Here is a 14,410-nt window from a genome sequence, read left to right on the forward strand (position 1 = left end):
TATGCCCTGGACCCAAGACCAGATGGCCGCGCGCGCGGCCCAAGAACTCGAAGACGGCTTCTACGTCAACCTCGGTATCGGCATTCCCACGCTGGTGGCCAACCACACGGGCGACAAGGAAGTGTGGCTGCAGTCCGAGAACGGCATGCTGGGCATCGGCCCCTTCCCGACCGAAGACCAGGTCGACGCCGATCTGATCAACGCCGGCAAGCAGACCGTGACCACGCTTCCCGGTTCGGCCATTTTCGGCTCTGATCAGTCATTTGCCATGATTCGCGGCGGCAAGATCAATCTGTCCATTCTGGGCGCCATGCAGGTGTCCGAAAAAGGCGATCTGGCCAACTGGATGATTCCCGGCAAGATGGTCAAGGGCATGGGCGGAGCCATGGACCTGGTGGCGGGCGTCAAGCGCGTCATCGTGCTCATGGAACATGTGGCCAAGAAAAAGGACGGCACGACCGACCTGAAGATTCTGCCCAGCTGCACCCTGCCGCTGACGGGTCTGGGCGTGGTGGATCGCATCATCACCGATCTGGGTGTGATGGACGTGACACCCGAGGGCCTGAAGCTGGTGGAGCTGGCCGAGGGCGTGAGCTTTGACGAGATCCAGTCCAAGACCGGTGTGACGCTGCTGAAATAAGCGGCGCTGCGCTCCCGGGCAAGAACCGCTGCGGCGGTTCTTTTTTATGCTTTTTCTGCGGAATCAGCAGAATTAATAGCTACCGGAGTTGATAGAACAAGCGATGTAAGCTGTTTTTGCTTTAATTGTGGCCCACAAATTATTGCAATCTGCAACAATCGAGTTTGATTGAGCAGACAGAAAAAGAGCGCTTTGATGAGTGAGAACGCTGGTGCGCAGGGGCACGAGACCGATGTACATTTTTTGCGCGCAGTCACCGATATGGCCGAGCATACGGAGGTCATGACAGGCGATGCAATCTATACCGACAAGGGCATGAAATTGGTGGACAAAGGCACACGTGTTGACAGTCGTCTCTATGACCGTCTGGTCATGCACAAGCTGCGTGACCCCATCGATGCCAACCTGATCACGGGCGACCTGGTCGACGTGGCATCCCTGGTCGCTCTGGCGCGCCAGCAATGCGAGCAGGTCGATCTGCTGCATCGCATGGTGGCGTCCATCGGTGATGTCGAGCGTCTGCTGGCACCGCTCAAGAGCTTGCTGCTGCCTCAGGCCATTGCCTTCAAGCTCACCGTCATGCGCGAGCAGCGCTCCGACCTCTACCAGCACAGCCTGCAGATGACGCTGGTGGCGATCTTTCTGGCACTCAAGAACGGCTGGACCGAGCGCGAATGCGTGCCGTTGGCCACGGCCGCGCTGCTGCACGATGTAGGCATGCTCTATATGGACCCGGTCTGGACCGACCCGGACCACCGCTTGAGCGGCGAGGAACGCAAGCATTTGGTCGCGCATTCCGTCACGGCCATGCTGGTGGTGCGCAGCACCGAACTGTATTCGCGCGCCGTGGAAATCGCCGTGCTTGAGCACCATGAACGCATGGATGGCTCCGGCTATCCGCGCGGCATCAAGGGCAACGCCATTTCGCCCATGGGGCAGGTGCTGCTGCTGGCCGAGGTGGTCTCGGCCTTCTTCGAGAAATTCACGGATATGCCTGGCCAGCGCCTGTCGCTCATGCTGCGCATGAACCACAAGAGCTATCCGGCCGATCTGGTGCACCTGATTTTGCCGCTGCTCTACGACGAAATCAGTCCCGGCAAGCCGCTGGCGCCGCTGCAGGCCGAGTTCTCGCACAGCATCGCGGCGCTGGAGGCCGCGCTGCGCAAATGGAGCGAGCTCAGGCGCGAGTTTCCCGAGCATTGGCAGCAAATGCCTGATGCGCAGGCGGCGGTGCTTGTGGAGACTAATCTTGCACAACTGCAGAAGCAGCTGGCCGAAGCGGGCTCCCACCCCAGTCAGCAGCTGGATGTGCTGAGCTATTTCAAGGATGACGCCCTGGGCATGAGTGAGCTGGCCCTGGTCAACCGTGAGGCCCTGTGGCTGTTGCAGGCCATCATGAACGACTGCCTGCGCCGCTGGCCCACGCTGGGGCAGGGCGGCTCCACGCTGGAAGTCGCCGTGGCCGAATGGTGCGAGGCCTGCGCTCAGCTGATGCCGCAGGCCGGCCGCAGCTCGGCCATGAATGCCGACAGGCAGTCGCTGAATTGAAGGCATCGACCACGAGTTCCGCCCGGGACGGCCGGCCTCAAGTTTGATAGCTGCAGGCGCTTGATTGACAGGCGCTAAACCGGTATTTCTTCAAAACTCTGTGCATCACGTCGCAGCGCGGCGTGCTTTGCTGCGTCTGCTTGCGCCATCCTGAAGAAGTATTTTTGATAGCGCACGACGTCCAATCTACAAGAGTCGACCGTATCTGCTGCCGATATTAAGGCCTTGTTTTGCGCGGAAACTTGAATAACTGTATATTTGTACAGTATTCAAGAGCTTTCGCATGTACACCCAGCCCCTGACATCCTTGGCCCATCCTGGCTCACCGCCCGGCATGACGGAGTCTGTCCGGCAGCAAACAGGTGCAGGGCAGGGCGTGCGGCCGGGTCTGCCCGTTGCGGGCAGCCCGCCTTTGTCCGCCATACGGATTCCAGGTGTCTGGCGCGGCACGGACTGGCAGGCCGGCGCCGGCCCTCAGGTCTGGCCCAGCGGCCATGCTGCGCTGGATGCCGAGCTGCCGGGCGGCGGCTGGCCCGGCAATGCCTTGATTGAGCTGCAGCAACCTGCGCACTGTCATGCGGAGTGGGCCTTGCTGTTGCCCGCGCTGGCCGCCCGTGTCCGGCAGCATGCGGCTTCACTCGGGGATTCGCGGATGGGGCAACTGGTGCTGGTGGCGCCACCCTATCTGCCTTTTGCCCCGGCCTTGCAGGCCGCCGGTATTGACGCGAAGCGACTGTGCGCGGTGCAGCCGGGGCGCAGTGCCCAGGATCTGGCCTGGGCCTGCGAGCAGGCTCTGCATTGCCGGGATGTGCTGGCGGTGCTGGCCTGGTTGCCCGAACTTCCCGCGTCCACGCTGCGCCGCTTGCAGCTGGCCGCCGCTTCGCAGGGCCGGCCTCTGTGGTTATGGCAGGAGCTGCAGGCCGAGCCGCACAGCTCCCCCGTCGCATTGCGGTTGAGACTGGAGAGAGTTACGGCAGACTCCGCTGCCCAGCAGGCGCCGGGTTTGCGGATACAGATACTGAAGCGCCGTGGACCTTTGCTGGAGCGCCCCATACAGCTCGCGCTTTCGCAGTGGGCCTGGCAGCCCGTGCTGCAGGCGCAGGCCCAAAGACATGCGCGCCAGAGCGAGGAGGCTGCCATGCTCATGCAAGGACGCATGACAGCCGCCGCTCCTGCAACGGCCTCGCCTTGGATGACGGAGGCATGAGATGGGCAGTGCAGAGCACTGGATGGCCTGGCCTCTGGCCTGCCTGAGCGAGTCAAGCCCGCCGCCCGAGAGTGCCTGCTGGTGGGCGCTGGAGTTTTCGCCGCGTGTGGCCTTGCTCGAAGATGCCTTGCTCATGGAGACCAGCATGGTGCAGCGTCTTTGGGGCGGAGCCGAGGTCTTGCTGGCGCGGCTGGACAATGCTTTTGCGCAAGCCCGCCAAGCCGGCTTCCATGAGTCAGAGGGCGGGGATGGGGCATTGCAGCCGCTGCGCGGACAAGGCGGCACGGCCTGGCAGGCTTTGGCACGGCTGCGGCTGCAGCAGGGCCGGCCTTGCGGCTCCATCCCTGTTTCCCTGTCCATGTCCGAGTCATCGCTGCATGCCGATGCGCTGCCGCTATGGACGCTGAGCTCCCTGGAGCAGCACAGCTCCGTGTTGCTGCGCCTGGGCTGCCGTAGCTGGGGCGATGTGCGCGCACTGCCGCGCGCGGGACTGTCGCGCCGCATTGGAGCCAAGGCCTTGCGTGCGCTCGACGAGGCCTATGGTCTGCGGCCCCAGCCGCTTGAGTGGCTGCAACTGCCCCAGCAATTCCTGCTGCGCCACGACCTGGGTTATCCGGCTCACCATGCCGATGCCGTGCTCCATGCCGCGCAGCCGCTGTTGCGCGCGCTGCAGTCCTGGTTGCAGGCCCGTCACCATGCGGTGCTGGCGCTGCGATTGCGCTGGCACCATGATCTGCGTCGTATCGACGGCCAGGAGCTTCCGGCCTGGGAAGCGCTTGTCATCCGCACGGCCCAGCCCACGCAGGGCATGGCGCATTTGCAGCGCCTGTTGCGTGAGCACCTGGGTCAGCAGCGCTGGCGCGCCCCCGTGGACATGCTGGAGTTGCAGGCGCTGGAGACGGTTGCCTGGGCGGCAGAGCCGCTGAGCTGTCTGCCTGCCGTCCAGGGCCAGAGCCCGTCGGACAGCCTGGCCTGGCATGAATGGGTGGAGCGCCTGAGCGCCCGCTGGGGCGAGGAAGCCGTGCAAATGGTGCGGCCGCTGGCCGATCACCGGCCCGAGCAGATGCAGTGCTGGCAAGCTGCGGCGAAGCTGCTGCAGAGCCAGAAGCCAGGCGGCACCAGGGCCGAGGTGGGAGCCGGCTTCGGGCCACGCCGTCAGACCGGCTGTGCCGACCCCTGGCAAGCCCTGTGGCCGCCCTGGCTGTTGTCCAAGCCCCAGGCCTTGCCCGTGCAGGGCAATCGTCCCCAATGGCATGGGCCGCTGCAGCTCAGGGCCGGGCCCTACAGGCTGGAGTCCGGCTGGTGGGATGCGGCTGGCGATGCCCAGGCCGGCGCGCCGGCCGGCCTGGCCGTGCGTGACTATTTCGTGGCCTATAACGCCGTGGTCGGCCATGTCTGGATTTACCGCGAGCGCGCCCGTAGCGAACACCTGATGAGCATGACAGCCAGCCCCGCCAGCTGGTTTGCGCAAGGCGTGTATGGCTGAGCAGATCACGGCCGAGCTGCCCGCTCCCGCACTGCGTCTCGCAGGGCCGCCGCCTGCCGCTGTACCGGCCAGCCCCGTGGCCCAGGGCATGGACAGAGGGCCGCTGGCCTATGCCGAGCTGCACTGTCTCTCGCACTTCAGCTTCCTGCGCGGTGCTTCATCACCGGCCGAGCTGGTGCACCGGGCCAAAAGCCTGGGCTATGCGGCGCTGGCGCTGACCGATGAATGCTCGGTAGCCGGTGCCGTGCGCGCTCATGAGGCGGCGCGGGACAGCGACCTGCACCTGATCCATGGCAGCGAATTCGCCTGGGGCCCGCTCAGGATCGTGGTGCTGGTGCGTGATCTGCAAGGCTGGGGCAATCTCTGTGAATTCATCACCGTTGCACGCAGCCGGGCTGCCAAAGGGGAGTATCTGGTCGATGAATCCAGTCCCTGGCAACTGCTGCAGCAAGGCTGCGAATGTCTGCTGCTGCCGCAGCGCGAGCAGCTCGATGCATCGGATTTGATAGCTGTAACCGCTTGTCTGGAAAACGTTGCAGCGCATTTTTCGACAAATATCCTGTGGCTGGGTGTGGAGCTGCATCTGGCGCCCGACGACAGCCTGTGGCTGCAGACCCTGCAGCAGGCTGGCGTGGTGCTGGGCCTGCCGCTGCTGGCCTGCGGCGATGTCCATATGCATGCGCGCTCGCGCAAGCCGCTGCAGGATGTGGTCACGGCAATACGCCTGGGGCGCACCGTGGCCGAATGCGGCTTTGCGCTGCAGCCCAATGCCGAGCGGCATCTGCGCTCGCGTCTGCGGCTGGCTTCGCTCTATCCCAGGGTCATGCTGGAGGCGACGCTGGAGCTGGCCGGGCGCTGCAGCTTCAGCCTGGACGAGATCCGCTACCACTATCCTCAGGAGAGCGTGCTGCCCGGCATGACGGCCACGCAGACCCTGGCCTGGCTGACCTGGGATGGCGCGGCGGGACGCTATCCCCAGGGCATTCCCGAGGACGTGCACGATCAATTGCACAAAGAGCTGGCGCTGATCGAGGATCAGAAGTACGAGATGTACTTTCTCACCGTGCATGACATCGTGCGCTATGCGCGCAGCGTCGGCATTCTGTGCCAGGGGCGCGGATCGGCGGCCAATTCTGCGGTCTGCTACTGCCTGGGCATTACGGCGGTAGATCCGGAAAACAACAATCTGCTGTTCGAGCGCTTTATCAGCAAGGAGCGCAGCGAGCCACCCGACATCGATGTCGACTTCGAGCACGCGCGGCGCGAAGAGGTCATCCAGTACATCTACGGCAAATATGGCCGCGACCGCGCCGCGCTCACGGCCGTGGTCAGTTGCTGGCGCAGCCGTAGCGCGCTGCGCGATGTGGGCAAGGTGCTGGGCCTGCCTGCCGATCTGATCGATGCCCTGGCCAAGGGGCAGTACTGGTTCAGCGAGCATGCCCAGGCGCAAGCACAGACGCATGCAGAGGCGGCCGATTCGGCAGAGGAGGACCAGGCGCCCGAAGCTTTGCCCGAAGACTGGGTGCAGCGCAAGCTCCAGGAAGCCGAGGTGCTGGCGAGCGAAATGAATTGTGCTGTGGGCGCGCATCGGCTGCGCCTCTGGATAGAGCTGGCCTGGCAGCTCAGGGACAGCCCGCGCCACCTCAGCCAGCATGTGGGCGGCTTTGTGCTGACCGAGGGTAAGCTCACGCGCCTGGTGCCCGTGGAGCCCGCCACGATGGCCAAGCGCTCCGTCATTCAGTGGGACAAGGACGATCTCGATGTCGTGGGCTTGCTCAAGGTCGATGTGCTGGCCCTGGGCATGCTCACCATGTTGCGCAATGCCTTGAACGAGCGCGCCCGCTGGCGTGGCGAACCATGGGGGCTGCACCAGATTCCGCAGGAGGATGCCGCGACCTACGAGATGATCTGCCAGGCCGATACCGTGGGTACTTTCCAGATCGAAAGCCGCGCCCAGATGAGCATGCTGCCGCGCCTGCAGCCGCGCACTTTCTATGACTTGGTGGTTGAGGTTGCCATCGTGCGGCCCGGCCCGATTCAAGGCGGCATGGTCCATCCCTATTTGCTGGCACGTGAGCGCGCGCGCCGCAAGCTGCCGCTCAAGCTTGAGAAGCCGGAGCTTGCAAATGCGCTCAAGCGCACCTTGGGCGTGCCCATTTTCCAGGAGCAGGTGATGCAGATCGCCATGGATGCTGCCAAGTTTTCGGCCGGCAAGGCTGATGAGCTGCGCCGCTCCATGGCGGCCTGGAAGCGCAAGGGCGGCGTACACAAGTTCGAGCGCCCATTGATCGACGGTATGGTGGCGCGTGGTTACAAGCTGGAATTCGCTCAGGCCATCTTTGCGCAGATGCTGGGCTTTGGCGAATATGGCTTCCCCGAAAGTCATGCCTACAGCTTTGCGCTGCTGGCCTATGCGAGCGCCTGGCTCAAGCGCCATGAGCCGGCCATCTTTCTGCAGGCGCTGCTCAATGCCCAGCCCATGGGTTTTTATTCGCCGTCCCAACTGGTGCAGGATGCGCGCCGACACGGAGTGCGCGTGCTGCCCGTCGATGTCTGTCATAGCCACTGGCATTGCACGCTCGAAGCTCCTTTGCAAGCCATGCGCGGCGTGGCCCAGCCCCAGCCGGCCGTGCGCCTGGGGCTGAACCGGGTTGCCAGGCTGGGCAAGGCCGCAGCGCTGCGAATCGAGGGTGAAGCTGCGCAGGCTCCGTGGAAGGACGTGAGCGATCTGGCCATGCGAGCCCGGTTGGACAAGGCGGATATGGAAGCCCTGGCCGCAGCGGATGCGCTGCGTAGCCTGGCCGGTCACCGTCGCCAGCAGATGTGGGATGCTGCTGCGCAGGCCAGCCTGCCGCCCATTTTTGCGCAGGCCGCGATTCATGAGCCAGGACTTGAGCTGCCCCAGGCCGCCGAGGGCGAGGAAATCATGTTCGACTATGCCGCCACCGGCCTGAGCCTGCGCCGCCACCCGCTGGCCTTGCTGCGTCCCAGGCTGGCACGCCATGGGCTGAAGACCGCAGCCGAGCTGCGTCATATGCTGCCAGGCCAGAAGGTCCGCGCCTGCGGCATCGTTACCGTGCGCCAGCGCCCGCCTACCGCCAACGGCACGCTGTTCATCACGCTGGAAGACGAAACCGGCGTCATCAACCTGGTGGTCTGGAGCCAGACCTTTGCCCGCTGGCGCTCTGCGTTGCTTGCCTCGCGTCTGCTGGCCGTGGAGGGCATCTGGCAGCGCAGCACGGCCCCGCAACTGGAGGCGCCGGAATCAGCAGGGAATATGCCTGCAGCCAAGAAAGTGGATGAGCCTGCGGTTTGCCATCTGGTCGTGATGAAGGCCAGGGATGTGACCCGCTGGCTGGGGCGGTTTGCCGAGGTCGGGCTGAACAGCCGGGATTTTCATTGAGCCTGCCGAGGCTGGTGCGCGCTGGCCGCTGCGAATTCAGGACGCTGCCGGCAGCTTGGCAAATTGCAGTGCATGTTCAATGAGCGTCTGCACTGCCCGGCTGCCCGGCGTGAGCGAATGCACCAGCGCAATGCCCACATGAAAGCCCGGAGGATTGTCCAGCAGCGGCAAACACTTCACGCCGCGCGGCTGAACGAGATGCGAAACGCCCGCGACCAGACCCACGCCCAGGCCGGAAGCCACCAGGCTCATGATGGTCTGCACCTGCATGGCCTCCTGGGCGATGCGCGGGGTGAAGCCCGATTGCTGGCAGCGTAGCTTGGCCAGTGCGGCGAGGCTGGGTACCGTGTCCTGTGGATACATCACAAAAGGCTCATGAGCTGCCTCGGACAGGGCGATAGCGTCGCGCTGCGCCAGGGGACTGTTGTCCGAGACGGCCAGCACGAACTCGTCCTGATCCAGCGGCGTGAGCGCGATGCGCTCATCGAGTTCGAGCACGGGGTAGCGCAGCAGGCCGGCATCGAAGCGCCGGCTTGCCAGCCCTTCGAGGATTTCGGCGCTGGTCGCTTCGTAGAACTCCAGCCCTACCTTGGGGTAGCGCTCGCGAAACGAGGGAATCAGGCGCGGCAGCAGTTCGTAGGTGGCCGAGCCGACAAAGCCCAGCCGGATCAGGCCGCCCACGCCTTCCCTGGTATCGCGCACCGCCTGGCGGCATTGCTCGGCATGAAACAGGGTCGCGCGTGCGCTCTCCAGCATGGCCTTGCCGGCAGGCGTCAGCACGACGCCGGTGCTGGTGCGATCGAACAAGGCGCTGCCCAGCTCCTCCTCCAGCTTGCGAATCGAGATGGACAGCGGCGGCTGGGCCATATGCAGCTGCTCAGCGGCACGGTGAAAGTTGCCGGTTTCGGCCAGGGCAATGAACTGCTGCAGTTGCTTGAGATTCATTGATATTCAATCGATATCAGAAACGAAATTTTTAATATTAGACATTAATTCCACGCCTGCCTAAAGTGGGCTCACAAGAAAAACACGGCAGCAATTCCGTATCAGGAGACAAACTTGAAACAAGCACGCAGATACCTGCTGGCGGCACTGCTGGGCTGCGGCCTGCTCGGCGTCGGCATGACCTCCATGGCTCAGGCACCGGCTCAGGGCTTTCCTGCCAAGCCGATCAAGCTCATCGTGCCCTTCGGTCCGGGCAGCGGCACCGACACCTCGGCGCGCTATTTCGGGCGCAAGCTGCAGGAGCTCACGGGCCAGCCCGTGGTCGTCGAAAACAAGGCAGGAGCCAACGGCTTCATTGCTGTCAAGCAGGTGCTGTCTGCGCCCGCCGATGGCTATACCGTATTCATCGGCAGCAACTCGACGCTGGCGGTCAATGCGGCACTGTTCAGGCATCTGCCCTACGACCCGTTAACGGACTTTGCACCGCTGACCATGATGATGCGCTCGCCGGCCATGCTGGCCGTCATGCCCCAAGCTGCCTACTCCGACCTGAAAGGCCTGATCAACCATGCCAGGGCCAACCCGGGGAAGGTGAATTTCGGAGCCGGCTCGGCAGGCTATCAACTGATGGGCGAGCTGTTCAACGACGCTGCCAGGATCGAAACCGTGCATGTCCCGTTCAAGGGGGCGGGGGAAACCACCACGGCAGTCGCTTCAGGGACGGTGGACTACACCTTCGCGGAAGTCACAGCAGTCCAGGAACTGGCCCGCGGAGGGCGTGTCAAGGTTTTGGCGGTGGCCTCCGACAAGCGCGTGAGCACCTCCCCCGAGATACCCACGGCCGCGGAGGCCGGTCTGCCCGGATTCGAGGCCTACACCTGGGTGGGTGCCATGGTGAGCGCCAGGACACCGGCGGCCGAGACTGCCAGGCTCGCCGAGCTTTTCACCGCCATTTCGAAGATGGATGAAACCCGTGCCTTCTACGAGCGTCTGGGGGCCATTCCCATGACCGGCGGCCCGGCACAGATGCATGAATTCCAGAAGAACGAAATCGCGCTGTGGAAGCGCATCGTCGTCAAGGCCAAGGTTCCCCTGCAATGAAAGCCAATGACAGCCAGCCGGCACAGGCGCTGCAGCACATCAAGGTGCTCGATCTTTCAAGGGTTCTGGCAGGCCCGTGGGCGGCACAGACGCTGGGTGATCTGGGCGCCGAGGTGATCAAGGTGGAAAGACCCGGCAGCGGTGACGACACGCGTGCCTGGGGGCCGCCCTATGTGGTCGACCCCGAAGGCTTGCCCACGGGGGAGTCGGCCTACTATATGTGCACCAACCGTAACAAGCAGTCGATTTCCGTGGACTTTACCCGCGGCGAAGGCCAGGAGATCGTGCGTCAGCTGGCGGCCCGATGCGATGTGCTGATCGAGAACTTCAAGACTGGCGGTCTGGCGCAGTACGGGCTTGATTACACGAGCCTCAGTGCCCTGAATCCCCGCCTTGTCTACTGCTCGGTCACGGGCTTCGGCCAGGACGGTCCCTATGCACACCGTGCGGGCTATGACTTTCTGATCCAGGGCATGGGGGGGCTGATGAGTATTTCGGGCCATGCCGATGGCCAGCCCGGAGGCGGTCCCATGAAGGTGGGTGTGGCGCTGACCGACATCCTCACCGGGCTATATGCCAGCACGGCGATTCTGGCGGCTCTGCAGGCCCGCGAGCATACGGGGCGCGGCCAGCACATAGATCTGGCTTTGCTTGATGTAGGCGTGGCCTGTCTGGCCAACCAGAGCATGAACTATCTGTACGGGGATCAGGTGCCTCAGCGCATGGGCAACGCGCATCCGAATACGGTGCCCTACCAGGAGTTCCCGACCGAAGACGGCCACATGATTCTGGCCGTGGGCAATGATGGCCAGTTTGCCCGTTTCTGCCAGGCTGCAGGCAGGAGCCAATGGGCCGAGGACCAGCGCTTTAGCAGCAATGCGGCGCGGCTGGCCCATAGAGCCGAGCTGGTGGAGATGATCCGCCGCGTGACGCTCACGCGCAGCACCAGGGCCTGGGTGCAGTTGCTGGAGCAGCATGCCGTGCCTTGCGGCCCCATCAACACGGTGCGTGAGGTGTTCGAGGATCCGCAGGTCAGGGCTCGTGGCATGCAGATCGCCATGACACACCCCAAGGCAGGCCAGGTGCCGCTGGTCGCCAGCCCCATCCGTTTGTCGGACACACCGGTGACGTATCGCCATGCACCGCCTCAGCTGGGCCAGCACACACTAGAGCTGCTGGAGCGCCATCTGGGTCTGTCTACTCAGCAAATGCAGGCCTATCGGGACAGCGGAGTATTGGGATGAACAGCCAGGAATCGTTGACGCACACGCGCATCGCGGGCCAGGACCAAGCCCTGGGGGCATTGTCAGGGGTGCGGGTGCTGGATCTTTCCAGCGTGATTTTCGGCCCCATGGCCAGCCAGGTGCTGGCCGACTACGGCGCCGAGGTGATCAAGATCGAGCCGCCGGAGGGCGACTCCACGCGTCACACCGGCCCGGCACTGGAGCCTGGCATGGCGGCCATGTTCATGGGCTCCAACCGCAGCAAGAAAAGTGTGGTGCTGGATCTGAGGCAAGAGCAGGCACAGGCCGCGCTGCATGCGCTGTTGCAAGGCGCAGATGTGCTCATGCACAGCATGCGCCCGCAAAAGCTGGCCAGGCTCGGGCTCGATCCGGACAGTCTGCGCAAGCAATACCCGCGTCTCATCTATGCGGGCCTGCACGGTTTTGGCGAAGACGGCCCCTATGCCGGGCAGCCTGCATACGACGACGTGATCCAGGGCATGAGTGGCCTGGCCGATCTCATGCGGCGCCAGACGGGCGAGGCCCGCTATCTGCCCACGATTGCGGCCGACAAGACCTGCGCTCTGGTGGCCGCGCATGCGGTGCTGGCGGCGCTCTACCAGCGCGAGCGCAGGGGCGAGGGCAGCTATGTGGAAGTGCCCATGTACGAGACCATGGCGGGCTTCAACCTGGTGGAGCATTTCTACGGCATGCATTTCACACCCGCACAGAGTGTCGCGGGCTATCCGCGCGTGATGGCGCCCTGGCGTAAGCCCTACAGGACGCTGGACGGCCATGTCTGCCTGATGCCTTACACCGATGCGCACTGGCGCCGTTTCTTTGCGGCCGTCGGTCAGCCCCAGCTGGCACAGGACCAGCGCTTTGCCACCCAGGCGATGCGCACCCGCCACATAGCTGAGCTGCTGGAGACGATGAGCGGCTACGTGGCGCAAAAGGACACCGCCTATTGGCTGGCCAGCTGCGAACAGCTGGAGATTCCAGCCGCCCCGGTGACACGCATGGACGATCTGCCCCATGACCCGCACTTGCAGGCCACCGGCTTTTTTGTCGAGAAGAAAGACGCAGCGATGGGGGTTGTGAAATTTCCGCGTTCGTCCGTGCGCATCAACGGCAGCCAGCCACCCATAGGCATGCCCCCGCGCCTGGGCGAGCACACACAGGCATTGCTGCGCGAGGCGGGCTGGGACGACGCGCGCATTGCGGCCTTGCAGTCGAAGGACTGCTGAACAAACAGTATGAAGCGGAGACAGAATGAGCGTGAGCAATTTGATTTCATCCACTGAAAACCGTGCCGCAGCGCTGGCAGACACGCCGCGCATGGGCCAGGGTTTTGTCTGGCAGGACCTGCGCGTAGGCCAGCAACTGCGCACCTTTCGCCGTACGGTGACCGAGACCGATCTGGTCAACTTCATCAACACCACAGGCATGCTCGAGGCGATCTTCATCGAGGACGGCTATGACGGCGGTGCCATTCAGGGCCGCGCGGTGCCGGGTGCGCTCACCTATACCTTGATCGAAGGCTTCATCCTGCAAAGCATGATCCAGGGCACGGGCCTGGCCATGCTCGAGTTGCACCAGAAGATTCTGGCTCCTGTGGTGGTGGGCGACACCATTGAGGCGCTGGTCGAAGTGATCGACATCAAGCCAACGAGCAAAGGCGGTCGCGCAGTAGTGAGCTCGCGGATCGAGGTCTACAACCAACGTCACCAGCAGGTGATGGCCTATACCGCCGTGCGCCTGCTGGCCGGCCGTGGGGCTTAGATCCGCGCTGCCGCGGATGCCGTTGCACCGGTGCGTACTTTCCAGTGCGCCGAGATGAAAAAACTACAGGAGACACAAGATGAGTTATCGATTTTCACGTCGGTCGTCGCTGCTCGCCGTTGCCGCGCCGGCCGTTGCCGCGCTGGCAGTTTGTGGTGCGGCGCAGGCGCAGGACAACTGGCCCAGCAAGCCGATCACGCTGATCGTCCCTTTCCCGCCCGGCGGTCCCACGGATATGGTGGCACGGGTGCTGGCGCAGCAGGTAGGCCAGCAACTGGGGCAGTCGGTCATCGTGGACAACCGGCCTGGTGCCAACGGCAACATCGGCAATGCGCTGGTGGCCAAGGCGCCAGCCGACGGCTACACCGTGCTCTACAACACTTCCTCGATTGCGCTCAGTTCGTCGCTCTACAAGAAGATGAGCTATGACGTGACCAGGGATCTGCGCCCGGTGGCCTTGACGGCGGTGGTGCCATTGGGGCTTGTCGTCAATCCCAAGGTGCCTGCCAACACCGTGCAGGAGCTCGTGAAGTACGCGCAGGAGCACAAAGGCAAGCTCTCCTACGGCTCGGCTGGCAACGGCAATGTCACGCACCTGGCGGCTTTTCAGGTGGTGCAGCACTACAACATGGATGCAAGTCATGTGCCTTACAAAGGCAGCGCCCCCGCCGACGTGGACCTGGTGGCTGGCCAGATCGATTTCATGACCGACACCATCAATTCGGTGGCGCCTTTCATCAAGGACGGCAGGCTCCGGCTGCTGGCCGTCAGCACGGCCGGACGTATTCCCAATTTCCCCAATGCGCCTACGCTGGCCGAAAGCGGCATGACCGGATTCGAGGCCGGAGCCTGGCAAGGCGTGATGGTGCCCGCCAAAACACCTGTTGCGGTCGTGGAACGCCTGAATGCCGAGCTGATGAAGGCGCTCAAGGATCCGGGAGTGCTGGAAAAGCTGCGCGTGCAGGGTGCGGAGCCGCTGGGGTCTACGTCCAAAGCGTATGGCGACTACATCCAGAGCGAAATCAAGCGCTGGGCAGGGGTTGTCAAAAGCACGGGCGTGTCCCTGGACTGAGAG

The 14,410-nt window shown here is 63.8% G+C and carries 11 protein-coding genes; 10 read left to right on the forward strand and 1 reads right to left on the reverse strand.

The features are described 5' to 3' along the window. Position 1: 1 nt before the first annotated feature. The 5 genes from EIC84_RS03665 (at position 2) to dnaE (ending at position 8,284) form a co-directional block, all read left to right on the forward strand. Entirely contained in the window at positions 2-640 is a 639-nt protein-coding gene (locus EIC84_RS03665) for a 3-oxoacid CoA-transferase subunit B (RefSeq protein WP_003079436.1), read from the forward strand. Between the two features lie 195 nt (positions 641-835). Further along, on the forward strand, positions 836-2,188 hold the full coding sequence (locus EIC84_RS03670) for an HD-GYP domain-containing protein (RefSeq protein WP_004340696.1): 1,353 nt from the start codon (positions 836-838) through the stop codon (positions 2,186-2,188). Between the two features lie 283 nt (positions 2,189-2,471). Further along, positions 2,472-3,395, forward strand: coding sequence for a translesion DNA synthesis-associated protein ImuA (imuA, locus tag EIC84_RS03675; RefSeq protein WP_004340698.1), 924 nt, complete (start codon positions 2,472-2,474; stop codon positions 3,393-3,395). 1 nt (position 3,396) lies between these two features. Further along, complete coding sequence (locus EIC84_RS03680) at positions 3,397-4,881, forward strand: hypothetical protein (RefSeq protein ID WP_004340699.1); 1,485 nt, start codon at positions 3,397-3,399, stop codon at positions 4,879-4,881. After that, the gene (dnaE, locus tag EIC84_RS03685) at positions 4,874-8,284 is read left to right on the forward strand and encodes a DNA polymerase III subunit alpha (protein WP_004340702.1); all 3,411 of its coding nucleotides are present in this window, start codon (positions 4,874-4,876) and stop codon (positions 8,282-8,284) included. The genes EIC84_RS03680 and dnaE overlap by 8 nt, the downstream gene beginning before the upstream one ends. 36 nt (positions 8,285-8,320) lie before the next feature. Here dnaE and EIC84_RS03690 read toward each other — a convergent pair whose 3' ends face one another. After that, positions 8,321-9,229, reverse strand: coding sequence for a LysR substrate-binding domain-containing protein (locus tag EIC84_RS03690; RefSeq protein ID WP_004340705.1), 909 nt, complete (start codon positions 9,227-9,229; stop codon positions 8,321-8,323). A 114-nt stretch (positions 9,230-9,343) separates the two neighbouring features. Between EIC84_RS03690 and EIC84_RS03695 the strand changes: the two genes are divergently transcribed. The 5 genes from EIC84_RS03695 to EIC84_RS03715 all read left to right on the forward strand — a co-directional run bounded on the left by EIC84_RS03695 (position 9,344) and on the right by EIC84_RS03715 (position 14,407). Then, on the forward strand, positions 9,344-10,330 hold the full coding sequence (locus EIC84_RS03695; protein WP_004340706.1) for a tripartite tricarboxylate transporter substrate binding protein: 987 nt from the start codon (positions 9,344-9,346) through the stop codon (positions 10,328-10,330). Then, positions 10,327-11,574 (forward strand): CaiB/BaiF CoA-transferase family protein, encoded by a 1,248-nt coding sequence (locus tag EIC84_RS03700; protein WP_004340708.1) that lies wholly within the window; start codon positions 10,327-10,329, stop codon positions 11,572-11,574. The genes EIC84_RS03695 and EIC84_RS03700 overlap by 4 nt, the downstream gene beginning before the upstream one ends. Beyond that, positions 11,571-12,800, forward strand: a complete 1,230-nt coding sequence (locus EIC84_RS03705; protein ID WP_004340710.1) for a CaiB/BaiF CoA-transferase family protein — start codon at positions 11,571-11,573, stop codon at positions 12,798-12,800. Before EIC84_RS03700 ends, EIC84_RS03705 begins: the two co-directional genes overlap by 4 nt. A gap of 25 nt (positions 12,801-12,825) precedes the next feature. After that, positions 12,826-13,335 carry a MaoC family dehydratase gene (locus tag EIC84_RS03710; protein ID WP_004340712.1) on the forward strand — a complete coding sequence of 170 codons (510 nt, stop codon included), beginning with the start codon at positions 12,826-12,828 and terminating at the stop codon, positions 13,333-13,335. 79 nt (positions 13,336-13,414) lie between these two features. Then, positions 13,415-14,407: a tripartite tricarboxylate transporter substrate binding protein gene (locus tag EIC84_RS03715; protein ID WP_004340715.1), complete on the forward strand. Its 993-nt coding sequence runs from the start codon at positions 13,415-13,417 to the stop codon at positions 14,405-14,407. Positions 14,408-14,410: the final 3 nt, after the last annotated feature.

It is taken from the genome of Comamonas sp. A23, from assembly GCF_004522605.1.
In the GTDB taxonomy this organism is placed as follows: domain Bacteria; phylum Pseudomonadota; class Gammaproteobacteria; order Burkholderiales; family Burkholderiaceae_C; genus Comamonas; species Comamonas thiooxydans.